Origin of the sequence: Ensifer sp. Root954 (genome assembly GCF_001429005.1) — a bacterium.
Lineage (GTDB): Bacteria > Pseudomonadota > Alphaproteobacteria > Rhizobiales > Rhizobiaceae > Ensifer > Ensifer adhaerens.
In genome coordinates this window covers 404,475-425,943 of sequence record NZ_LMJM01000023.1, presented here as the reverse complement: position 1 = coordinate 425,943, position 21,469 = coordinate 404,475, and the positions used below count along the sequence as shown (strand labels likewise).

General features: G+C 62.6%; 26 protein-coding genes. 10 read left to right on the top strand and 16 right to left on the bottom strand.

Annotation, left to right across the window (positions count from 1 at the left end):
• Nucleotides 1–112: 112 nt before the first annotated feature.
• From mucR to ASE71_RS16110, 8 genes are all read right to left on the bottom strand, one after another.
• Nucleotides 113–544, bottom strand: a complete 432-nt coding sequence (gene mucR / locus ASE71_RS16145) for an exopolysaccharide biosynthesis transcriptional regulator MucR (RefSeq protein WP_034789336.1) — start codon at nucleotides 542–544, stop codon at nucleotides 113–115.
• Nucleotides 545–945: 401 nt separating this feature from the next.
• Nucleotides 946–1,305: a monovalent cation/H(+) antiporter subunit G gene (gene mnhG / locus ASE71_RS16140; protein ID WP_060516217.1), complete on the bottom strand. Its 360-nt coding sequence runs from the start codon at nucleotides 1,303–1,305 to the stop codon at nucleotides 946–948.
• Nucleotides 1,302–1,685 (bottom strand): cation:proton antiporter, encoded by a 384-nt coding sequence (locus tag ASE71_RS16135; protein ID WP_060516218.1) that lies wholly within the window; start codon nucleotides 1,683–1,685, stop codon nucleotides 1,302–1,304. The genes mnhG and ASE71_RS16135 overlap by 4 nt, the downstream gene beginning before the upstream one ends.
• Nucleotides 1,682–2,158: a Na+/H+ antiporter subunit E gene (locus ASE71_RS16130; protein ID WP_034789330.1), complete on the bottom strand. Its 477-nt coding sequence runs from the start codon at nucleotides 2,156–2,158 to the stop codon at nucleotides 1,682–1,684. Before ASE71_RS16130 ends, ASE71_RS16135 begins: the two co-directional genes overlap by 4 nt.
• Nucleotides 2,155–3,717 carry a Na+/H+ antiporter subunit D gene (locus tag ASE71_RS16125; protein ID WP_060516219.1) on the bottom strand — a complete coding sequence of 521 codons (1,563 nt, stop codon included), beginning with the start codon at nucleotides 3,715–3,717 and terminating at the stop codon, nucleotides 2,155–2,157. Before ASE71_RS16125 ends, ASE71_RS16130 begins: the two co-directional genes overlap by 4 nt.
• A gap of 7 nt (nucleotides 3,718–3,724) precedes the next feature.
• Nucleotides 3,725–4,102 (bottom strand): Na+/H+ antiporter subunit C, encoded by a 378-nt coding sequence (locus tag ASE71_RS16120; protein WP_034789327.1) that lies wholly within the window; start codon nucleotides 4,100–4,102, stop codon nucleotides 3,725–3,727.
• Nucleotides 4,102–4,521 carry a Na(+)/H(+) antiporter subunit B gene (locus ASE71_RS16115; protein WP_034789325.1) on the bottom strand — a complete coding sequence of 140 codons (420 nt, stop codon included), beginning with the start codon at nucleotides 4,519–4,521 and terminating at the stop codon, nucleotides 4,102–4,104. The genes ASE71_RS16120 and ASE71_RS16115 overlap by 1 nt, the downstream gene beginning before the upstream one ends.
• A complete protein-coding gene (locus tag ASE71_RS16110) occupies nucleotides 4,518–6,878 on the bottom strand; it encodes a putative monovalent cation/H+ antiporter subunit A (RefSeq protein ID WP_060516220.1) in 2,361 nt (786 codons plus the stop codon). Before ASE71_RS16110 ends, ASE71_RS16115 begins: the two co-directional genes overlap by 4 nt.
• A 423-nt stretch (nucleotides 6,879–7,301) precedes the next feature.
• Between ASE71_RS16110 and ASE71_RS16105 the strand changes: the two genes are divergently transcribed.
• The 3 genes from ASE71_RS16105 (at nucleotide 7,302) to ASE71_RS16095 (ending at nucleotide 10,017) form a co-directional block, all read left to right on the top strand.
• The gene (locus ASE71_RS16105) at nucleotides 7,302–8,894 is read left to right on the top strand and encodes an EAL domain-containing protein (RefSeq protein WP_060516221.1); all 1,593 of its coding nucleotides are present in this window, start codon (nucleotides 7,302–7,304) and stop codon (nucleotides 8,892–8,894) included.
• A gap of 85 nt (nucleotides 8,895–8,979) precedes the next feature.
• Complete coding sequence (gene msrB / locus ASE71_RS16100) at nucleotides 8,980–9,387, top strand: peptide-methionine (R)-S-oxide reductase MsrB (RefSeq protein WP_060516222.1); 408 nt, start codon at nucleotides 8,980–8,982, stop codon at nucleotides 9,385–9,387.
• Nucleotides 9,388–9,492: 105 nt separating this feature from the next.
• On the top strand, nucleotides 9,493–10,017 hold the full coding sequence (locus ASE71_RS16095; protein ID WP_049811034.1) for a hypothetical protein: 525 nt from the start codon (nucleotides 9,493–9,495) through the stop codon (nucleotides 10,015–10,017).
• Between the two features lie 7 nt (nucleotides 10,018–10,024).
• Here the strand turns inward: ASE71_RS16095 and trhA are convergent, their stop codons facing one another.
• On the bottom strand, nucleotides 10,025–10,681 hold the full coding sequence (gene trhA, locus ASE71_RS16090; protein WP_029742916.1) for a PAQR family membrane homeostasis protein TrhA: 657 nt from the start codon (nucleotides 10,679–10,681) through the stop codon (nucleotides 10,025–10,027).
• A 243-nt stretch (nucleotides 10,682–10,924) separates the two neighbouring features.
• Here trhA and ASE71_RS16085 point away from each other — a divergent pair, with 243 nt between their 5' ends.
• On the top strand, nucleotides 10,925–11,395 hold the full coding sequence (locus tag ASE71_RS16085; protein WP_029742915.1) for a GNAT family N-acetyltransferase: 471 nt from the start codon (nucleotides 10,925–10,927) through the stop codon (nucleotides 11,393–11,395).
• A 2-nt stretch (nucleotides 11,396–11,397) separates the two neighbouring features.
• On the opposite strand, the gene ASE71_RS16080 is transcribed toward ASE71_RS16085, so the two are convergent.
• Together ASE71_RS16080 and ASE71_RS16075 are read right to left on the bottom strand one after the other, a co-directional pair.
• Nucleotides 11,398–11,742 carry a TraR/DksA family transcriptional regulator gene (locus ASE71_RS16080; protein WP_060516223.1) on the bottom strand — a complete coding sequence of 115 codons (345 nt, stop codon included), beginning with the start codon at nucleotides 11,740–11,742 and terminating at the stop codon, nucleotides 11,398–11,400.
• A gap of 65 nt (nucleotides 11,743–11,807) precedes the next feature.
• A complete protein-coding gene (locus ASE71_RS16075; RefSeq protein ID WP_029742913.1) occupies nucleotides 11,808–12,230 on the bottom strand; it encodes a universal stress protein in 423 nt (140 codons plus the stop codon).
• A 300-nt stretch (nucleotides 12,231–12,530) separates the two neighbouring features.
• On the opposite strand from ASE71_RS16075, the gene ASE71_RS16070 reads away from it, so the two are divergent.
• Nucleotides 12,531–13,409: a VOC family protein gene (locus tag ASE71_RS16070; RefSeq protein WP_034789472.1), complete on the top strand. Its 879-nt coding sequence runs from the start codon at nucleotides 12,531–12,533 to the stop codon at nucleotides 13,407–13,409.
• A 61-nt stretch (nucleotides 13,410–13,470) separates the two neighbouring features.
• On the opposite strand, the gene ASE71_RS16065 is transcribed toward ASE71_RS16070, so the two are convergent.
• Entirely contained in the window at nucleotides 13,471–13,827 is a 357-nt protein-coding gene (locus ASE71_RS16065; RefSeq protein ID WP_034789314.1) for a winged helix-turn-helix transcriptional regulator, read from the bottom strand.
• Nucleotides 13,828–13,957: 130 nt separating this feature from the next.
• Here ASE71_RS16065 and ASE71_RS16060 point away from each other — a divergent pair, with 130 nt between their 5' ends.
• The gene (locus ASE71_RS16060) at nucleotides 13,958–14,797 is read left to right on the top strand and encodes an SDR family oxidoreductase (RefSeq protein WP_060516224.1); all 840 of its coding nucleotides are present in this window, start codon (nucleotides 13,958–13,960) and stop codon (nucleotides 14,795–14,797) included.
• Between the two features lie 166 nt (nucleotides 14,798–14,963).
• Nucleotides 14,964–17,123 (top strand): inverse autotransporter beta domain-containing protein, encoded by a 2,160-nt coding sequence (locus ASE71_RS16055; protein WP_060516225.1) that lies wholly within the window; start codon nucleotides 14,964–14,966, stop codon nucleotides 17,121–17,123.
• A gap of 64 nt (nucleotides 17,124–17,187) precedes the next feature.
• Here the strand turns inward: ASE71_RS16055 and ASE71_RS16050 are convergent, their stop codons facing one another.
• From ASE71_RS16050 to ASE71_RS16040, 3 genes are all read right to left on the bottom strand, one after another.
• Nucleotides 17,188–17,946: a class I SAM-dependent methyltransferase gene (locus tag ASE71_RS16050; RefSeq protein WP_060516226.1), complete on the bottom strand. Its 759-nt coding sequence runs from the start codon at nucleotides 17,944–17,946 to the stop codon at nucleotides 17,188–17,190.
• Between the two features lie 112 nt (nucleotides 17,947–18,058).
• Nucleotides 18,059–18,424 (bottom strand): hypothetical protein, encoded by a 366-nt coding sequence (locus ASE71_RS16045; protein WP_090294691.1) that lies wholly within the window; start codon nucleotides 18,422–18,424, stop codon nucleotides 18,059–18,061.
• 164 nt (nucleotides 18,425–18,588) lie between these two features.
• Nucleotides 18,589–18,861, bottom strand: a complete 273-nt coding sequence (locus tag ASE71_RS16040) for a DUF2798 domain-containing protein (RefSeq protein WP_060516228.1) — start codon at nucleotides 18,859–18,861, stop codon at nucleotides 18,589–18,591.
• Between the two features lie 147 nt (nucleotides 18,862–19,008).
• On the opposite strand from ASE71_RS16040, the gene ASE71_RS16035 reads away from it, so the two are divergent.
• Nucleotides 19,009–19,929: a LysR family transcriptional regulator gene (locus ASE71_RS16035; protein WP_034789469.1), complete on the top strand. Its 921-nt coding sequence runs from the start codon at nucleotides 19,009–19,011 to the stop codon at nucleotides 19,927–19,929.
• Here the strand turns inward: ASE71_RS16035 and ASE71_RS16030 are convergent.
• Nucleotides 19,889–20,320 carry a winged helix-turn-helix transcriptional regulator gene (locus ASE71_RS16030; RefSeq protein ID WP_051659156.1) on the bottom strand — a complete coding sequence of 144 codons (432 nt, stop codon included), beginning with the start codon at nucleotides 20,318–20,320 and terminating at the stop codon, nucleotides 19,889–19,891. The two genes, ASE71_RS16035 and ASE71_RS16030, sit on opposite strands and share 41 nt — an antisense overlap.
• Before the next feature lie 134 nt (nucleotides 20,321–20,454).
• Here ASE71_RS16030 and gstA point away from each other — a divergent pair, with 134 nt between their 5' ends.
• A complete protein-coding gene (gstA, locus tag ASE71_RS16025; protein WP_309139229.1) occupies nucleotides 20,455–21,072 on the top strand; it encodes a glutathione transferase GstA in 618 nt (205 codons plus the stop codon).
• Nucleotides 21,069–21,464, top strand: coding sequence for a nuclear transport factor 2 family protein (locus ASE71_RS16020; protein WP_034789298.1), 396 nt, complete (start codon nucleotides 21,069–21,071; stop codon nucleotides 21,462–21,464). The genes gstA and ASE71_RS16020 overlap by 4 nt, the downstream gene beginning before the upstream one ends.
• The last annotated feature ends 5 nt before the right edge of the window (nucleotides 21,465–21,469 follow it).

The window sequence follows — 21,469 nt, the reverse complement described above, 5'->3', positions numbered from 1 at the left end:
CGACCTTCTCCATTGCCATCGAAACACAAAGGCCGGACACTCTGGCCCGGCCTTTGTGAACATGCCTATATCCGCCATGCGCGGAGCAATTGGGCCCGCGGGACGACCAGTCTTACTTGCCGCGACGCTTGCGGCGCTGGCCGAGACCCATTTCCTTGGCGAGGCGCGAACGTGCTTCCGCATAGGCGGGCGCAACCATCGGGTAATCGGTCGGCAGGTCCCACTTCTCGCGGTATTCTTCCGGCGACAGATTGTGGTGGGTCATCAGGTGGCGCTTCAGCGACTTGAAGGTGCCGCCGCATTCGAGGCAGGTGATCTGGTCGTCCTGAACGGACTTGCGGACCGATACGGCCGGCTTCGGCTTTTCGACGGGGATGACGACCGGCGCGGGAGCCGCCGTGTTGTTCAGCGCCGAATGCACATCTGCGATCAGCGTGGAAAGCTCGGCGACCGGAACCACATGATTGCTGACGTAAGCGGCAACGATTTCCGCCGTCAGCTCAACCAGAAGTTCATGGCTCGCGCCAAGCGCTGTTTCAGTCATTTCTTTCTCCTATCGGACTTAAGCACAACCCGAAACGGCGTTTCGGGGGAGGAACGCTTGCAAGAGCCGTCAGGAAGCCTTGGCTGCCTTGGGATGGACCATCAACGCGGCAAGGAGAAACACCGGCCGCGATATCAAGAGCTGGAATTTGATTATAAAACCTGCTGCCGAGTCACCGGTGACGACCGAACTCTCAAAGCAACAATCAGCATTCACAACTCAAGCTGGAATTTCAGATCAAAGTATTTTCCACGACGACACTTTACATTTACTCGATTAACATCGATGCGCGAAAAATCCAAACATAAATTTAGCGACACTTAGCAAGTTTATCTCCAAATTGCTAAAATGGCCACACTCGATCGTAATGTTCTGAAATACAGTTTCAGAACTGTCGTCGATCAGTCGCGACGCGGCTCTTCCTTTTGCGGAAGCTGATCTATGACAGACAGCTTTGTCAGCCTGTAACCTACCTGATGTGCGGCTTTTGCCAGGAGATGAGCCGAGATCGGCGCAGTCAGAACGAAGAAAAAGAAGCCTGCGAGCGCGCGAATCAAGATGGCCGGATCGAGAGAATGCACGCCTGCGGCCAGAAGCAACAGGCCCGATCCGATCGTGCCGGCCTTGGAGGCCGCATGCATGCGCGTATAGAGATCGGGGAAACGGATGATGCCGATCGCCGCCAGCAGCGAAAAGATCGCGCCGACGACCAACAGAACGGCGACCAGCAGGGTGACGGCAATATCGAGGACCGGGTTCATCGGCGTCCCCCCTTGCGCATGCGCTGCGTCGATTTGCCTCTCGTCGCCGACGCGCGTTTGACCTGCACCGCGCCCCCTTCGACAGCCGCCCTCTCTGGCGAGAGGCCGCGCGCGAGGACGAAGCGGGCGAAGGCGACCGTTGCCAGGAAACCGACAAGGCCGAGCGCGATGGCAATGTCGATGTAAAGGTTGAAGCCGGTGCGGATGGCGACGACGGCGATGAGGCCGATGGCGATCGCCACCAGCATATCGAGGCCGAGCACCCGATCCGGCAATGTCGGGCCGCGGATGATGCGCCAGACCGTTATCAGAAGCGCTGCGGACAGGACGACAAAGGCAAAGCCGGTGGCAAGGGCGAGGATCTGCGCCGACAGGGTCATTCGAAGGCCTCCTTGATCCGGCGCTCGAAGCCATTGGCGATATCGCGCCTGAGACCGCCCGGATCGGCGCAGTCGAGCGCATGAACATAGAGCGTGCGGCGGTCGTCGGAGACGTCGACCGACAGCGTTCCCGGCGTCAGCGTGATGAGATTGGCCAGCAGCGCGATTTCGAAGTCGCTCTTGACCGTCAGCGGATAGGCGAAGATGCCGGGCTTCAACACCATCTTCGGCTGAATGACCAGCAAGGCGACCTTGGTCGCCGAGATTGCCAGTTCCTTGAAGAACAGCGCCGTCAGCAGGAAAAGCTTGATCGGGCGCACAGGGTAGGCAACCGGCTGAAGCTCGCGCCGGATGAGAAAGAGCGACAGTGCTCCGACGGCAAAACCGAGGATCAGGTTGGCCGGCGAGAAGCTGGCGCTGATGGCGCCCCAGATCGCCGTGAACACGAGATTGATGGTCAGGAACTTGGTCACGGGGCACCTCCCGGGAAGACCGAGTCCAGGTAGGCCGACGGCTCGGAAAGGCCCGCCGCTGCACTCTGAACCATGGCAAGCAACGGCTCCGGATAAAGACCGATCGCGAGCGCCAGCACAGTCAAGGCTGCAAGCGGCAGAAGTGCCGCCGGCGCGATCGTCGCAGACGCAGCGCCGCCCTCACCAGAGGCCGCATCACGCCAATAGGCGAGCAGGAAGAAGCGGCCGGTGACGATGGTCGTCAGGAAGCCGGTCAGAAGCAGGACGGCCGCCAGCCACCAGGCGCCGATATCGAGCGCCGCCTTGACCAGCATCACCTTGGGCCAGAAGCCGGAGAACGGCGGCAGGCCGGAGACGGCGAAGGCAAGCATGAGCGTCAGCGCCGCGAAACCGGCATGGCGGCGATAGAGGCCCGCCAGAGAGACAAGCGAGAAGCTGCCGCCGAGCCTCGCCGCGACACCGGACGCGAGATAAAGCGCGGTCATGACGAGCATCGAATGCAGCGCGTAGAAGATCGCGCCGCCGATGCCGCCCGGGCCGCCGACGGCGACACCCGCAAGGATCGAGCCGATGCCGGAGACGACGAGATAGCCGAGCATGCGGCGGAAATCCGTCTGCGCCAACGCGCCCAGAACGCCGACGAGCATCGTCAGCGCGCCGGCAATGGCGATGACGAAGCTCAGTTCTTCGCGCTCGACCGGCAGCAGCATGACGGTAACGCGGATCAAGGCGTAGATCCCGACCTTGGTAAGCAGACCGGCAAAGAGCGCCGACACGACCACGCGCGGCGTATGATAGGACGCCGGCAGCCAGAAGTTCACCGGAAAGGCAGCAGCCTTCATGCCGAAGGCAAGCACGAACAGCGCCGTCAGCGTCATCAGCGGCGCCGTACCCGCGAGCCCCTCGGCCTTGCGGGCAATGTCGGCCATGTTGAGCGTGCCGAAGCTCGCATAGAGATAGCCGGTCGTGATCAGGAACAGGGTCGTCGCGACCAGGTTGAGGAAGCCGTATTTCACCGCTCCGTCGATCTGTTCGCGTTCGGAGCCGAGCACGATCAGGCCGAAGGACGAGATCAGCAACACCTCGAACCAGACATAGAGATTGAAGATATCGCCGGTCAGAAAGGCGCCGGAGACGCCGGCCATCAGCAGCATCAGGAACGGATAGAAGCCGTAGCGCCGGCCGCTGTCGTTGATGTCGGCGAGCGAATAGATGCCGCCGGCAAGCGCCACGACGGAGGCCGTCAAAGCAAAGAGCGCGCCGGTCAGGTCGACGGTGAAGGCGATGCCGAAAGGCGGCAGCCAGCGCCCCATGACCATCGTTACCGGTCCGCTTGCAAGGACATGGCGAAGAAGGAGCGCGTCGATGATGACGAGCCCGGCCAGGCCGGCGACCGCGATGTAGGGATGCCAATCAATTTTCCGGCGCAGCATCACGAGCAGCGCGCCGATTGCGAGGCACCAGGCAACTGGCAAGATGACCAGCCAGTCGGCAGACGCGACGGGCTCGAGCACGAGCGCGGCGGAGAGATCTGCGGGGGGAGAGGTTGTAGCGGCCATGGGTCGGTCAGTATCCAAGCGGCGCGGCCGGCTCGTCCTTCGGCTCGGCAACGCGCATCTCGTCGGTATTGTCGGTTTGCAGCTGCTCGTATGCCCGCCACGCAAGAACCAGCAGGAACGCGAAAAAGGAGAAGGAGATGACGATCGCCGTCAGGATCAGCGCCTGCGGCAGGGCGTTGGCGGCGGGGCCGACGAGCGCATCCTTTTGGCTGGGAACGACCGGCGGGATGCCACGCGTGAGCCTGCCACCGGTAAAGATCAGGAGGTTGACGGCATTTCCGAGGATGGCAACGCCAAGCAGCACCCGGATGACATACTTCGACAGGAGCAGATAGACGGCGACCGTGAAGAAGATGCCGACGAGCAGAGCGAACCAGGCTTCCATCATTCGCCTCCCCGCTCTTCGAGCGAAAGCGCAATCGAACTGATCGCGCCGACGACCACGAGATAAACGCCGCAATCAAACAGCATCACCGTCGAGAGCGGTACTTCCAGGCCGAGCACCGAGGGATAGACCCACAGGCCGGTCATGAAGGGAACGCGGGCGGCGATCGAGATCAGGCCGGCGACCGTCGCGGCCAGGAGGCCTGCCCCGGCAATCGCCATCGGGTGGAAATAGATCGCACGGCGCACCGTCTCGACACCGCAGGCGATGCCGTAGATCGCCAGCGCCGACACCGCGATCAAGCCGCCGATGAAACCGCCGCCCGGCTCGTTGTGGCCGCGCAACAGGACGAAGATCGAAAACAGCACCATGAGGCTCGTCAGGAACGGCGCGACGGCGCGGAAAATCACCGACTTCATGCGCGTTCCTCCGCATCCGGATCGTTATCGGCGACGCGCCGCAGCGAACCCGCCCTCAAGCGAACCAAGGACAGGATCGCAAGACCCGTGACCATCACCACTGCGATCTCGCCCAGCGTGTCCGTGCCGCGGAAATCGACGATGATGACGTTCACCACATTGGCGCCGTGGGCGATCGACTTCGAGTAGAGATTGAAGAAGTCGGTGAGCGTCGCATCGAAGGGTACACCCGTCACCTTCAACAGCATCAGCCCGAAGCCGAGACCGCAGGCAAGGGCGATCGCGACATCCGGGATTTTTTGCGCAAGCGGACGATGGTCCGATGGCGACAACCGGAGCCGCGTCATCACAAGAGCAAGGACGACGACCGAAAGCGTCTCGATCATGAACTGGGTGAAGGCCAGATCCGGCGCGCCATAGAGCAGGAAGATGACCGCGACGGCAAAGCCCTGGATGCCGAGCGAAACGATGGCGGTCAACCGGTCGGCAGCAAGCACCACCGCGATGAGGCCGATGACCGCGATCGCCATGATCGCCAATTCATGCAGCGGCACGTCGGCGGCAAAGAACGGCGCGCGCGGGAACTCGCCATAGGCGATCGGCACGACCAAAAGCACGAAGGCAATGAGGATGAAGGTCGCGGTCATGTAGACTTCGAGGCGCCCGGATTGCAGCCGGCGGGTCAGTGTGACGGAGAAACGAACGAGCCCGCGGATGAACTGGTCGAAGCCACGATCCGGACCCCAGCCGATATCGGCAAGGATCGTCACCATGAAGGCACGCACACGGTCTAGCTTCAGATAAAAGCCGATGCCGATGACTGCGGTCACGATCGACATGATCAAGGGCAAGCCGACGTGAGGAACGACCGAAATCGTGACCGCACGGGGTTCGCCCGCGATCGCCGACGCCATCGGCGTCGATACCAGTTCATGCGTCAGTCCGGAAAGCAGCGCCGCGGAAAGCCCCTTGGCGGCAAGCAGCGCCGGCCCGAGCCAGAGCAAGATCGGAGCCTCATGGGGCGCCTTCGGCGTCTCGACCTTTGCACCGACGAACGGCTTGAGCGCGACGGCAAAGGCCACCGCGAACATCAGTGCATTGCCGAGGATCGCAATCGCGGCAAAGACCAGGGAACGGCGATCGAAGCCTGAGAGTGCGTAGTAGATCTCCTCCTTGGCGATGAAGCCGAAGAAGGGAAACAGCCCGCCCATCGAGAATGCCGCGGCAAGCGCTATGACGAAGGTGAGCGGCATGGCGGAGCGAAGCCCCCCGAGCCGCGTCACGTCGCGCGTGCCGGTCTCGTGGTCGATGATGCCGGCGACCATGAACAGGGCGCCTTTGAAAAGCGAATGGGCGACAAGATAGAGCACGGCCGCTTCGATCGCGTGGGGTGCGCCAAGCCCTGTCAGCATGACCAGCAGGCCGAGGGACGCCATCGTCGTGTAGGCGAGCATCAACTTCAGGTCAGTCTGGCGGCAGGCGAGCGCCGCGCCGATGACGAGTGTGGCGCCGCCGAAGAGCGGCAAAAGGATCTGCCATTCGGGTGTGCCGCCGAGCACCGGGTTCAGCCGCATCAGGAGATAGACACCGGCCTTCACCATGGTCGCCGAATGCAGATAGGCCGAGACGGGCGTCGGGGCTTCCATCGCGTTCGGCAGCCAGAAATGGAAGGGGAACTGGGCCGACTTGGTAAAGGCGCCGCCAAGTACCAGGAGCAGCGCCGCCAGATAGAACGGGCTTTCGCGCATCTCCGGCCCGAAGGCAGACAGCAGCGAGAGCTGGGTGACGCCGCTGACATTCCAGATGATCAGCAGTCCGGCAAGCAGGAACAGGCCCCCGCCTCCGGTTACGACCAGCGCCTGCAGGGCTGCGCGCCTTGCCGCCTCGCGCGAATGATCGAAGCCGATCAGCAGGAACGAGGTGATCGAGGTCAGTTCCCAGAACACAAAGAGCATCAGGAAGCTGTCGGAGACGACGACCCCGAGCATCGAGCCCATGAACATCAGGATGAAGGAAAAGAACCGCCCCTGCTGCGGGTGGCCCTTCAGATAGCCGCCGGAATAGAGCACGATCAGCGCGCCGATGCCGGCGATCAGCAGGACGAATGTGAGCGACAGGCCGTCGATCAGCCAGGAAAAGCTGACGTTGAACGAGGGTATCCAGGCATAGCCGCCCGTAACCACCTCGCCTTTGGCGACTTCCGGCCAGAAACGGATAAAGTGCAGCACGATCGCCAAGGGAAACAGCGCAAGCACCCAGGCGGCGTTGTGCCCGAGAAGACGTGTCAGAAGCGGCGCGAGCAATGCCGCGACGAAAGGCAGTGCGAGGGCCAGAAATGTCAGGGCCGCAACATCCATCGTCCTGGCCTGCTCCTTTTATTTCATCGTATGATCGATCGGACTCCCGACATAAAAGAAGGGTGTTGGGGTCTCAAGCCTTATCCGGATAAAATCGGCGTTATATATCCGTCAGTTCGGCCGGACGAACCGAAGCGGAAGCCTTGCATTACCAGATTCGCGCGATTTACGCGGTGTCCGCCAACAACAATTAAAATGCTGTTAGCAAAATATTCATCGGGCGGCGGGGGATAGATCGAACATTCTGGAAACGGAACTGCAAGACGTGATAGTTGTATTTGCAGACTTTCTCAATTCAGAGCGAACCAACCAGAAGCCTCCGCCGGCAGACCTTGCAACGGCTCAGAAGCGGTTGTCCGCTTCAGTATCGATAACGACAGGCACGGAACAGAACATCACTATCTCGAATAGGGCGGGACCCGCTTGGAACGATCTCGCATAGTCGTCATCGCCAGTATCCTGGCCGCCCTCGGCGCGATCCTGCCGATGCTTGCGGCCCACTATCTTTCTTGGTCAATCGCCGTGCGCGGCGAACAGGCCCGGCTCGCCCGCCTGGCCGACTATGCCATCATGCGCGCAGACGCCGCGCTCGGAGAAGCGTCCCGGGCGCTGAAGACGGCCGACCGGTTCGACATGCCGCCATGTATGGCCACGCATATCGCAGCCTTGCGCTCCCTCGTCGTCAACACGACCGCCATCGAGGATATCGGCTACTTCGAGAACGGGTTGCTCAGATGCACCTCGTGGGGTTACCCGCCGCGTCGGCTCACCCGCTCGCCGCCTGCCGATTTCTTTGCGAGCAACGGCGTCGAAGTCATCCCGCGGATGTATCCGACGATCAGCACCGGCGCGCCCATGACGGCGTTCCGGTATCGCTCCTACACGGTGCTGACCAACCCGGTCCGGTTCGTCGACGTGATCGCCGAGCCCGGCACCCGGCTTGCAGTCGCCACCAAAAACGGCGTGCTGGTCAGCACCCTCAACGATCCTGACCCGTCGCTGACGGAACAGCTCGCCGATCTTCCGAAGACCGGCAGCAACGCCGACGACCTTTTTGCAACATCACGGGACGCAAACTGGATCGCCGTTGCCACTGCGCCCAGCATCGCCATTCTCAGCGACATGGATCGGGAACGCCTGCTGCTCCTGCCAGTCGGGGCGCTGGTCGCGGCGCTGATGGTCGGGCTTGTCGTCTGGCTATCCCGGCGTCGTCTGTCGCCGCTTGGCGAGCTTTCGATTGCCGTGCAGCGGCGCGAGTTCATTGTGCACTACCAGCCGCTGATCGAGCTCAAGAGCGGCATCTGCGTCGGCGCGGAGGCGTTGGTGCGATGGCGGCGCCCCGATGGGCAGATGGTCCGGCCAGATCTCTTCATCCCTCTTGCGGAAGAAAACGGACTGATCGAGGAAATCACCGATCAGGTCCTCTATGCGACGATCGCCGAATTGAAGAGCGTGCTCGTCGCCGACCGCTCGCTGCACATCGCGATCAACCTCGCCGCCGACGACCTGAAATCCGGACGCATCCTGCCGGTAATGGAGGCGGCGCTTCGAAACACCGGCGTGCTCACAGAACAGATCTGGCTGGAGGCAACCGAACGCGGCTTCATGGACGTCAAATCCGCCCGGGCGACGATAGAGGAGGCGCGCCGGCGTGGCCACTCCGTGGCCATCGACGACTTCGGCACCGGCTATTCGAGCCTGCAATACCTGCAGGAGCTACCGCTCGATGCGCTGAAGATCGACAAGTCGTTCATCGATACGGTCGGCACCGATTCGGCCACCAGCTCGATCACGCCGCATATCATCGACATCGCCAATTCGCTCGATCTCTACATCGTCGCCGAGGGGATCGAGCGGCAGGAACAGGCCGACTATCTCATTGGGCGCGGCGTGCAATACGGCCAGGGCTGGCTGTTCTCCAAGGCGCTACCGGCGGCCGAGTTCATTGCCTTCTACAATGACAGCAAACGCAGGCTCGGGGCCGGGCCGGCGGTGATCCGCCGCGAAATCGCTTGAGGCCCTTCACGCGGACGCGGCCTGGTGATGTTTGCGCGCGCGGTCCTGCATTCCTATATAGTCGCCGCAACGACAGGAGACTTTCATGACGACCGTAAAGACGCCGAAGGTGGTGAAAACCGATGCGGAGTGGCGGGCACAGCTCTCGCCGGAGCAGTATCGCGTCACGCGACAGCACGGCACCGAGCGTCCGTTCACTGGTCCGTTCCTCAACAACAAACAGACGGGCACCTACGAATGCGTCTGTTGCGGCCGGGCGCTGTTTCGCTCCGACACCAAGTTCGATTCCGGTTGCGGCTGGCCGAGCTACTTCGCCGCGGTCGACGATCAGGCGATCCGCGAGATCGAGGACCGCTCCCATTTCATGGTGCGCACGGAAATCCGCTGCGCCGATTGCGATGCGCATCTCGGCCACGTCTTTCCCGACGGCCCGCCGCCGACGGGGCTCCGCTATTGCCTGAACGGCCATGCCATGACGTTTACCGAGGATTGACACCGGGGCGCGGAAGGAGTGGCATGGGTGCTGTTCCGCCGGGAACGGCACCATGGCGCAAACGGCGCTAGAAGCAATAGATCGAGCAAGCGAGAGGAGGTCCGCATGCTACGCATCCTGACTGCCCTCGCCTTGCTGCTTCCCTCCGCCCTCACAGCGGCGGCGGCCGAAGACTGGGTTCCCTACGCCAACGCACGCTTTGGCTACGTGCTCGACATTCCCCCCGGGTTCGAACTGCAGAGCCAGGGCGACAATGGCGATGGCGCGAGTTTTCACGCCAACGACAACGGCGCGACCCTTTCGGTCTTCGGCAGCACACTCATGGACGGTGACTTCGAGACCGACGTCAACGACCGCATGGGCTACGAGCGGGAGGGTGACTGGCGGATTTCCTATTCGCGTGTGACGGCCGCCTGGGCGAGTTTTTCGGGCGCGCGCGGTAACGAAGTGTTCTACACCCGCGCGATCGCGCTCTGTGACGGCAGTGCCGCCTATTTCCGCCTGCAGTACCGCAAGACCCGGCTCACCAGCTTCGATGGCGTGATTTCGCGCATGGCGGAGGCGTTGAGACCTTCAGAAGGTTGCCAGCATCCACCGGTCGCCGCGGCCGCCGGCGAAGCGCCAAACTGATCCCCGCTCAGGACGCGGCGCTGAAACAGGTCAGCACGGCCGAATAGTGTACCGCCGCTCCGGTTACGACGAAGCCATGCCAGATGGCGTTCTGGAAGCGCAGCTTTTCCCACACATGGAAGATCACGCCGGCAGAATAGATGATACCGCCGATCAGGATCAGCACGAGCGTCGTTGCCGTCAGCGCCGACAGCAGCGGGCCAACCGCGAGCACGCCGCTCCAGCCCATGGCGAGATAGAGCAGGATCGCCAGCCGGTCGAAGCGGCCGGGGAAGAAGCACTTGATGGCAACGCCAAGGCCGGCGATCGCCCAGATGCCGATCAGCATCACGAACAGGAAGGGATCATCGAGGCCGCGCTGCAGGAAGGGCGTATAGGTCGCGGCGATCAGCACGAAGATCGAGGAGTGGTCGAAGCGGCGCAGGAACCACTTGGTGCGCGAAACCGGGTAAAGATTGTAAAGAAAGGAGATCGAGAGGGTCGCGAGCAGCCCCGCGCCATAGACGGCGGCGGCGGCAAGCTGGCCGGTCGTGCTCCACAGCGTTGCGTAGAAGATCAGCGCGGTCACGCCAACCAAGGCAGCCGCCAGGCCGATGCCGTGAACGATGCCGTCGGCAATCAGTTCCGAACGGTCATAGTTCCATTTGACGCCTGCGAATTCCACGTCTTCCCTCTCCCCGAGCCTTTTCTTCTCCGGCGGCGCGCATGCCCCATCGCACCGCAACGTTTCCACCATCCTGCCACAAGGCCGCGCCGCGGCAAAGAAGCAGGGACGTGGCAAAAGCATCAACTTTTGCAACGCATTACAACAATCGCATGACCGGTCTGAGAAGTTTGACGGGAGACTTGCCGAAGGCCACGGCGATGACCACATGAACGGCCGAAGGATGCGATCGGGAGGATCATCATGTCAGTCTTGCGTAGCCCTCAGCCGGATCAGGCGGCCGCGCTCAGCGACCTCTGCGTGCGATCAAAGGCCGTTTGGGGTTATGACGCCGCCTTCCTTGAGGCATGCCGGGCGGCTTTGACGCTCACAGCCGACGACTGGATGGATTCGGAGCTTCAGGTCGCCATGGAAGGCGAGCGCATCCTCGGCCTGGCGCAGGTCCGCGGGAGCGGACAGGTGGTTGAACTGGACAAGCTGTTCATCGAGCCGGAAGCACGGGCGGCAGGCATTGGCCGGCAGCTTTTCGACTGGTGCGTCGCAGCCGCCCGCAAGCGCGGCGCAACGGTCATGACGATCGATGCGGATCCCGGCGCTGCCGACTTTTACCGCCGCATGGGCGCGGTCGATGACGGGGTCGTCGCGTCGAGCGTGATCCCCGGGCGGTTCCTTCCCCGACTGAAAGTGGATTTGGCGAGCGGTCCGACCGCCTGACGTCAACGCCCGCCGCTGGCGACCTCGGCCGCGCACTCCTGACAGAGTGGCGCATGAGGCACAGCCTGCAGGCGCGCCGCCGAAATCGGCAGGCCGCAGCGCACGCAGGTTCCGAAGGTGCCGGCGGCGATCCGATCGAGCGCGGCATCGATCGCGCGGATCTCCTCCTGGCCCGCAAGGCCAAGGCCTTCGAGAACCTCGTCCCCTTCCCGCTCGGTCACCCGGTCCGGGACATCAGCGTTCATCGGCTCATCGAGATCGTGCTCGATCCTGACCAGACGCCCCTGCAGCTCCGCCTTGCGGCGTGTCAGGCGGTCGTGAAAGTCGTCAAGCCCATGTTTGTCCATCTGAAGACTCCTTGGCGGTGGCGGCGCGAAGGTCTCGCGCCGCATGCGCTCTTGTTGTTCGTGGCTTACCGGTCGACGAGAACGGCGCAGGGGCAATGGCTGACGACCCGGCTTGCCGTCGATCCGATGAAGTAGTCGATGAGACCCGGCCGATGGGACGCGATGATGACGAGATCGGCGTTTTCTTCGCTGGCAAGGGCGTTAATGGTGCCGGCGGCCCCGCCGGTGCGGATTTCGATGCGGCCCTTGATCCCATGCTTGGTTTTGAGCGCCTCGAGCGTCTTTAACGCCTGCTTTCGGGATTCCTCGACCATTTCCAGCGGGAAATCCACGATCATGTAGCCTTGCGCATAGGCGTTCAGATCCTCGACGACGTTCAGCAGGATAATCTCGCCCCCCTCATCGATCAGCTTTTCGGCAATGCCGAGCACGGACTCGCCGTGTTCGAGCTGATCCATGGCAATCGGGACGATGATCTTCTTGTACATGCTGTACTCCTTCTGTTGCCCACGCGGATCGCCAGGCTGTTGCCACAGGCCAATCCCTCGTCTCAAGATTGCGCCTCGACGGCATCTTCGGCTTTGATTGAAATCAAATCGAAAGCGCTGCGCGCGCATGGCCCCACTCGAAATGAGGTAGGGCGACGACAACCACTGTCAACGCGCGTCGAACACAACATCAAGTGACTGACAGGCTTCCGTGAACGAACGAGGCGGCCCATATTCCCAACAGTTTCGATGAAACTGAAACGGCGAACCGGCCGTAGCTTCGATGCCAAGGAGACAGACATGACCTCGCAGGAGACTTTCGACATGCCAACCGACCATGCGCTTGCCATGCCCGCGCATGTCGAGCATGCGCATCTGGTCGTCCAGGATCTGCCGGCCGTGTCCGCCTGGTATCAGAAGATCATGGGCCTGAGCCCGATCGAAGCGAGCAAGAGCGGCGAGACGCTGGGCGTCAATGGCCACCCGCTGCTGACGCTGACGACCGAAGGCAACGCCGCGCGGGCGCCACGCAACGCGCCTGGCCTCTTCCACAACGCCTTTCTTGTTCCGAGCCGCGAAGAACTCGGCCGCTGGCTCGCCCATATCGCGCACAACAATATCAGGCTGCAGGGCGCGTCCGACCACCTGGTCAGCGAGGCGATTTACCTCGCCGATCCGGAAGGCAACGGCATCGAAGTCTATCGCGACCGACCGCGGAGCGAATGGACGTTTAAGCCGGATGGGACCGTCGGCATGGATACGCTGCCGCTCGATCTGCAGGCGCTCTACGACGAAGCACCCAAGGACAATTGGGGCGGCATGGCGGACGGGACGGCCATCGGCCATATCCATCTGCAGGTGTCCGATATTCCTCAGGCCGATGCTTTCTTCCGCGACGTGCTGGGCCTGGGGCTGATGGCACGCTATCCCGGCGCGAGCTTCTTCGGCGCGGGCAAGTACCACCATCACGTCGCCGCCAATATCTGGAACTCGCGGGGTGCGCCGAAGCGCGAAGGCCACATGACCGGACTTTCGGATTACACGATCCAGTACAAGGAGCCGGGCGAGCTCACAGCGGCGCTCGCGAAGCTCGATACGCTGGAAATCGCTGTCAGCCGCAACGGCAATGGCCACAGCCTCGTCGACCCCTGGGGCATCGGCCTCAAGCTCGTCGCCTGATCCTCTCTCCCAGGCCACAGGCGCCTTTGCGCCAGTGGCAAACTTGCCGGCCGCAGCCGCCTCAGGCGCTGCGGTCGTATTTTTGCTGGGCTTGCAGCACAGCCTCGATGTTCTCCTCCGCCCAGCGCGTCAGCGCCGCGACCGTCGATGTCAGCGTGCGACCGAGCGGAGTGATCGCATATTCCACGGTCACCGGCACCGTCGCAAAGACGCTGCGGCTGACGAGCCCGTCCCGCTCCAGCTTCTTCAGGGTCTGCGACAGCACCTTCTGCGAGATGCCGTCGATCTCGCGCTTCAACTGGTTGAAGCGCACCGGCTGTTCATCGAGCTTTCCAAGCACCAGCACGGCCCATTTGTCGGCAAGCCTGTCCAGCACCAGGCGGGTCGGACAGGTCTGGATATAGACGTCGTACTCCATCGGGCACCCCATCGCGGTTTCCGGGCGGAAACCATGTCACCAAAAACTGCCTCCTTTACAGCATTTTCCCGGACCAATATCCAGTATCCATCCGCAACATGGTTTCATTTGGATACTTAGGAGAACGGTGATGGCAGGCAAGATTCTGGTTCTTGGATCGAACGGGACGATCGGCAGCAAGGTGGTACGGGCGCTGGTCGCGCGTGGTGAAACGGTCAGGGCTGCGTCCCGAAAGGCGACAGCCGTTGATGGCGCGGAAGCCGTCGCCTTCGACTACGAGGATGCCACGACCTTTGGCCCGGCGCTCGACGGCGTCGACCGCCTGTTCGTTCTGACACCGGCGGGATATCTCGACCCGGTCGGGCTGGTCGGACCGATCATGGCCGCCGCTGCCGCGCGCGGCATCAAGGTCGTGCTGATGACCGTCATCGGCGTCGATGCGGACGACAACATCCCCTATCGCCAACTTGAGCTGCAGCTCGAGAAAACCGGAACACCCTTCGTCATCCTCCGGCCAAACTGGTTCTCCGACAATTTCCAGAGCTACTGGATCGAGGGTATCCGCCACGGCGCGATCGCGGTTCCGGCGGCCGAAGGCAGGACGAGCTTCATCGATACACGCGACATTGCCGAAAGCATCGTGGCAGCGTTGACCAGCGAAGCCTTCAACGGCCGCGCCTTCAACCTCACCGGGCCGGAAGCGCTGAGCTACGGCGAGGCGGCAGCGATCCTGTCACGCGTGACCGTTAAGCCCATCGCCTACACGCCTGTCGATGACGAGACCTTCGTCGGCGTGCTGGTCGGCGCCGGGGTGCCCGAGGACTACGCCCGCTTCCTCGCGTCGATCTTCCATCCCGTGCGCGAAGGCTGGGTGGAAAACCCTACCGGCGACGTAAAGATATTGACAGGCCACGAGCCGCGTAGCCTGGAAACCTACGCCAAGGACAATGCCGAGGCTCTCAGGGCCTGACCGAACCCGGACGATGGCCGCTCGTTCCCGCGCGGGCGGCCTGCGTCAACACGCCGCTGGATAGTTCCCAGACAACCGATCAATAAACTTGAGTATTATACTCACATATTTTAACCGCATGCCCAATCGGCCTCGCCCAAGGTCGCATTCATGCGGAGTTAATAATATGAAAAATAAGAATTTTCTTGCGGCTGCCCTGGCGAGCAGCACCCTTCTTTCGAGCCCCGCGCTGGCGGTGGATTTTCGTCCGCAGGCGGAAATCGAAGGCGGCTTCTTCAGCGGCGGGTCAGCTGCCGGCGGCGGCTTTTTCCTCCCCTTCGTGCTCGATTCGGGCGATGCGATTTTCATCGATACACGCGGGGCCATTGCCAACGATTCCGTCCGCCAGGGCTCCGTCGGCGTGGGCTATCGTTTCCGCGCCAACGACCAATGGGTCATCGGCGGCTACGGCTACTACGACTATCTGAAGAGCGACCACGGCAACGCCTTCAGCCAGCTGTCCTTCGGCCTCGAGGCGCTCAGCGGTGACCTCGAAATGCGCAGCAACTTCTATCTGCCTTTGACCGGCGCCAAGACGCTGAGCGCCTTCAATGCCGCCTATGTGCGCGACCACGTGCTCGTCTTCCAGGAAGGCAAGGAACGGGCGCGGCGCGGCATCGACGCCGAAATCGGCGGGCGCCTGCCTGTCTTTGCGGAAGACTCCAACGTTCAGCTGAAGGTTTTCGGCGGCAGCTACTGGTATGGCGGCCGCAACCTCGGCGACATGTTCGGCGCCAAGCTGCGTGCGGAACTGACCTTTGCCGACCTGCCGGGCCTTTCCGAGGGATCGACCGTCTCGCTCGGCGTGACCGGCACCTATGACAACGAGGACAAGCTGAAGGGCGCCGTCATGGCACGGCTGCGCATCCCGTTCGGCGCGACCGGCTCGACCGCCGATGCCTTCGATCCGATGACCCAGCGTGTCGAGCGCGCCACCCGCATCCGCACCCATGCAGGCGCCACCGGCGATGTCGAGGCCGCGCAGCTTGCCGGCACCGGCCGTAACGCCGGCCGGGTGGTGACCGTTTCCTCGGCTTCCGGCAATGCCTCCGACATCAACGCCCTGATCGGGGCTGCCGGCGCCGACGCGCTGATCCTCGCGGACGGCAACCTCGGTCTCGACCGCACACTCGCACTCGGCAACGGCCAGACACTCCTTGGCGGCGGCGGCGCAATTGCCGTTAGCGGCGCGCGCAGCGGCGCGACCGCAACCTTCGTCAATCAGGGTGCGGCCACCACGATCACCGGCTACAACCCGGCCGAGGACGTGATTGCCATGGCGTCGGGCAGCACCATCTCGTCGCTTTCGGTCCGCGGCGGCCTGGCCGGCATTTCGGCCACGAATACCGCAGATGTCACCGTCGACAAGGTCGACATTGGCGCCACCAACCACGACGGCATTCGCTTCACGCGCGTTAATGGCGCGCTGGTTCAGGACAGCCGCATCCACGACCTCTACATTTGCGAGAACAACACGACCTGCGAATTCTCGATCTACAACCCCAACAAGGCGCCCTATGCCGCCGTCAGCTCCGTCGGCAGCCGAAACGTGACGGTGCGCGACACTGTCATCGACAAGGTCACCTATGGGGTCTTTGCCGGCGGCGAGTTCAGGAAGGTCGGACGGACAGACTACGAACTGGTCACCGGCACGCAGAACGTCACGCTCGACAAGGTGACGATCAGCAACTCCCGCCGCGAAGGCGTGCTGCTCGTCGCCGGCAAGGATGTCAGGCTCAACCGTGTAACGGTCGACAATGCCAAGCAGGACCGGGACATGGATCTCGTTGTGCTGCAGGGCACCTCCAACGTCGCGATCAACGACATGCGGCTCTTTGGCGGCATCAACGGTCTGATGCTGGTCTCGAGCCCGAACCTCGATGCGACGACCACCAACGTCAACGTCAAAGGACTGACCGTCGACGGTACCCGCAACGCCGGCATCTTCTTCAATCCCGTCTCCGGGATTTCGCTCGAGGACGTCAAGGTAACGAATGCCGGCACCTATGGCGCCTTCATCTACGGCAACGAGTTCGAGTTCCTTGGAGGACCGGTGCGCGACGTCGTGCTGAAGAACATGACCGTCGACAAAGCTGGCAAGGCGGGCCTCTACTTCTCGGGCCCGACCGAAGACATCACCGGCAATGTCAGCGTGAGCAACACGCCGAAGGATTGCCTGCTCGACAACGGCTGGTCGGCCGGGACGATCACCCAGTCGCCGGGTTCGGTGCTGACCGTCAACGGCGTCAAGCTCGATCAGGGCAACGCCGCGGCCCGTTGCCGCTGATAACCGAAGCCACGCCCGGGCAACCGGGCGTGGCTCTTTTGTCCGGTTTGCTTCGCCGCGCGATCTATACCGGGCGTCGGCATTCGAAGGTGACCACGTGGTCACCATCTCGTGGAACTCTACCGAAGGCATAATCGCCGGAAACGACGATATCGGCGAAACCGGCTGCCTGCAGCGTCAGTGCCATTTCCTGAACGCCCCACCAGCGCATGGTGAAGAATTCGAGCTCGCTCGACGCCAGCCGTCCCTCTTGCCAGAGGTCGTAGCGCAGGTGCGAAACGGTCGTCTGGCCGAGGATGTCGGTCTTCACCCGCTGGCTGGTCAGGGTCAAAAGGTCGCCCGCCTCCGTTTGCCAGCTGCGGATATTCGGCTGCAGGTCGGCGACCATGTCGCCCGAGTAAAGATCGAAGATCAATCGACCACCCGGCGCCAGGTGATCGTAAAAGCGCTTCAGCACGGCTGATGCCGCTGCATGGTCGGCGATCAGCTGCAACGAACCGGCGGGCACGACAATCGCATCGAAGCGCTTTGCATAGGTGAAGGTCTCGAAGGTCTGGCGAGACAGGGCCGGCGCCAAGTCGCGGCCGGCGCATTGGGCGAGACAATAGTCGAGCATGTCCTGCGAGGCATCAAACCCGCAGACATCGAAACCGGCCTCCAGCAACGGGATCAGCGCTCGGCCGTTGCCGACGGCTGGTTCGAGGATCGGCCCACGATAGCCCTCGAGCCTCTGCCGATAATACTCGATGTCGCCGAAAGACTTACCAATATATTTGTCTAAATTATAAACATGAGAGGCAAGTCTGCCATAGGTATTGTTCACGATACCTCTGCTCCCGATAAAACAAAGCAACGCTGTGCTTTATACGGGAGTATGCGACCAGGGCTGTTGTTTGCCAGCCACGCCGACGCTTTATCGTCACCGCCCAAACGTGTCAGAAGCGCGCCGGCCGGATGAACTTGCCGTAAACCCAGCCCTCCTGCCAGTTTCCACTGCGCTGCGGATCGTGCCAAATCTGGCACCAGGTGGCCCGCACGGCCTGGCGCTGGGCCGAAGCCGACCAGCGGGCGATGCGCTTGAGATCGACACCGTTCATGCAGCGGCCGGTCATCTGCAGTTTCGTGCCGTTGGGATAGCCGGCGCGGATCGCCGAGGAGGAGGATGGCCAGGCGCGCGCGTTGAGTACGTCGTTCCAGTCGACCCCGGACACTTCCCAGGCGGCGAACGTGCTTGCGGTAGCGGGAAGTGCGGTGGAGAGCGACCCGGCCAGAATGGCCGCCTGCACCAGCTTGTTCAACATGCCCATCTCCATTGCCCCTTGATCAGACCGCCAGTCGTTGCGGCAGAAAACAGAATGCGACCCCTCGGCTGAATTGCAACTGAATGGATTCACGACGAGAGCGCCCCTTATCCCATGACGACGTGGGCATGCCGCCCGCCCCGGTTTTCCGGGACGGGGTCTTGTCAGCCCGGCAGGCGGCAGACGACGCCGACCAGCCGCGCGACCACGGGGCGGACCATGAGCACGCAGACGAAGGCGACGGGCATGGCGAGCGCGTAGGAACCGAGCACGCGGGCCGGGTAGCCGGCGTCGATGCCGGTGTTGACGCCGACGATGACGCAGCACATCAGGAACGCCATGATCGCCGACATGAAGAAGGCGAAGGCAACGGGGGCCGCACGCGGCGGTAGCTTGCGGCTGCGCGCGAGCCGCGGCGCCGATAGGGTGTCTTCCATCAGAAGTCTCCTGGTTTGATCGAGGGGACCACCCCCTCGTTTCTGGCCGCACTATACGGATCGCGTCGCAGCCAGGTAGGCCATTGCAGCCTTGTTCAGAAACAGGCAAAACCATCGAATGGATGTTTCTATTCGATGGTTTGGATTATGGACACTTTGCGCGGCGTCGAGAGTTTCGTCAGGAGCGTCGAGGAAGGCAGCATCGCCGCGGCGGCACGAAAGCTCGGGATTACACCCGCTTCCGCGAGCCAGAACATCGCCCGCCTGGAGCGAACGCTCGGCAGCCGGCTGCTCAGCCGCACCACGCGCCAGTTGGGCCTGACCGAGAGCGGGCGGATTTACTACGAGAGGGTGCGCGGCGTCGTACACGAGCTGGAGCTTGCAGCCGCCGCCGTTTCGGCACTCAGCACCGAGCCGCGCGGGCCGCTCAAGATCGCCTCATCCGTCGCCTTTGGCCGCCATGTGGTGGCGCCGCTCGTTCCCTCCTTCGCCGCCCGGTATCCGGATGTCTCGATCGAGCTCGTCGTCACCGACCGCGAGATCGATCATATCGGCGAAGGCATCGACATCAGCGTGCGCTTCGGTCTGCAGCTCGAACAGGGGCTGATTGCCCGCAAGCTTGCCTCCGTGCCGATGATCATCTGTGCAGCCCCCTCCTATCTGGAGCGACGCGGCCGCCCGCAGCAACCGGAAGATCTCGTGCACCACGATTGCCTGGTCTACCGCTATGCGGGGCATGGCCGGATCTTTCGCTGGGCGTTTACCCGCGACGGCCTGCGCTTCGAGCCGGAACTGAAGGCGACGATCGTCAGCAACGATATCGACACGCTCGCCGAGATGGCGATCGCCGGCGCCGGCATCACCCGGCTCGGCGCCTTCATCGCAGCGCCGCTGATCGAACGCGGGCTGGTGGTGCCGCTGTTCGGCGAACTGCCGCAGGAGGGATTGGCCAGCACCGACCACGAGCCCTTCGATTTCTATGCCTGCTTTGCCGACCGCCAGGCGCAAACGCCGAAGGTGCGCGCGTTCATCGAGCATGCGGTGCAGAGCCTGAAGGGGCGCTGGTAGTGACCGGGACCGGAGCGGCAGCCGTTTCCTTGCGCACGACCTCGACGCCTCGCCGCTGCTTCAGCCGATAGCCGACCTCGACGATGGCATGGATGGCCGGGATGAACTCCGCGCCGAGCTCACTGAGGCTGTATTCCACGGAAGGCGGCGACGTCGGCATGATCCGCCGCTCGACAGCACCCTTCTCCTCAAGTTCCTTCAACCGAGTGCTCAGCACCTTTGCCGAAATACCGGGCACGTCGATCCTCAGTTCACTGAAGCGGCGCGGCCCGGCGCTCAAGGACCAGAGGATGTTCGGCGTCCATGCGCCGCCGAGTAGCACCATGCACTCGCCGACCGGGCAGTTCGGCGGCAAGGCCGCGGCCCGATTTTTCCGAATTTTCAAGCTCATGGGCAAAACTTTCCAGTTACCGCGGGGAAACCGGAAAGGGAGGTAACATAAGGTTATCTGATATACAAAGGTTACCGCTTCCGCTTAGGTTCCGCCGTCCTCGACAAACGGACAATCATTTCAGAAGGAACCAGATGATGAAGCTCTATTACGCCCCCGGCGCCTGTTCGCTTTCCCCCCATATCAGCCTGCACGAGGCCGGTGCCGATTTCGAGATCGTCCGGGTCGATACCAAGACTCATCGCACCGAGACCGGTGCGGATTACAAGGCGGTCAACCCCAAGGGCTACGTACCGGCGCTGGTGCTGGAAAGCGGCGAGGTCGTTACCGAAGGTGCTGCTGTGGTGCAGTACATCGCCGATCGCTTTCCGGCGGCGAAACTTGCGCCTGAAAACGGCACGCTGGCGCGCACCCGCCTTCAGGAACAGTTGAACTTCATCTCATCGGAACTGCACAAGGCCTTCTCGCCGCTGTTCGACCCGACCGCATCCCCCGATGCAAAGGAGGCAGCCACGCTGCAGGTGGCGAAACGCTTGACCCATGTCGAAAGCCTGCTCGCGGACGGGCGCCCTTACCTGCTCGGGGAGGTCTTCTCCGTCGCCGACGCCTATCTCTTCACGGTCGTCAACTGGAGCAGCGGCACCGGGATCGCGCTCACGCAATGGCCGCATCTCGCAGCCTACATGCAACGGATCGGCACACGTCCTGCCGTGCGCAGCGCAATGCAGGCGGAAGGCCTGGTCGCGGCATGAGCGCGTCACCGAAGGATCCGCAGTTCGCAGCCATCGTCCACGTCCTGCAACGCTACTTCGACGGGCTCTATCGCAGCGACACCGACATTCTCAGGCAAGTCTTCCACCCGAAGGCGCTCTATGCCACCGCAACGGACGGAACCCTGCTCGAACTCGACATGAACAGGTACTTTCCGATCGTCGAAAAACGTCCCTCGCCCGAAAGCCGAGACGAAGCGCGCATCGACCGTATTCTTTCCATTGAGTTCGCAGGCCCCGTAACCGCATTTGCCAAGGTGCAATGCGCCATCGGCGAGAAGGCCTTCACCGACTTTTTGTCCCTGGTCTTTCTTGACGGCCGCTGGCAGATCATCGCCAAGGTCTTCCATTACGACATCGCATCCGCGCAATAGGAGAA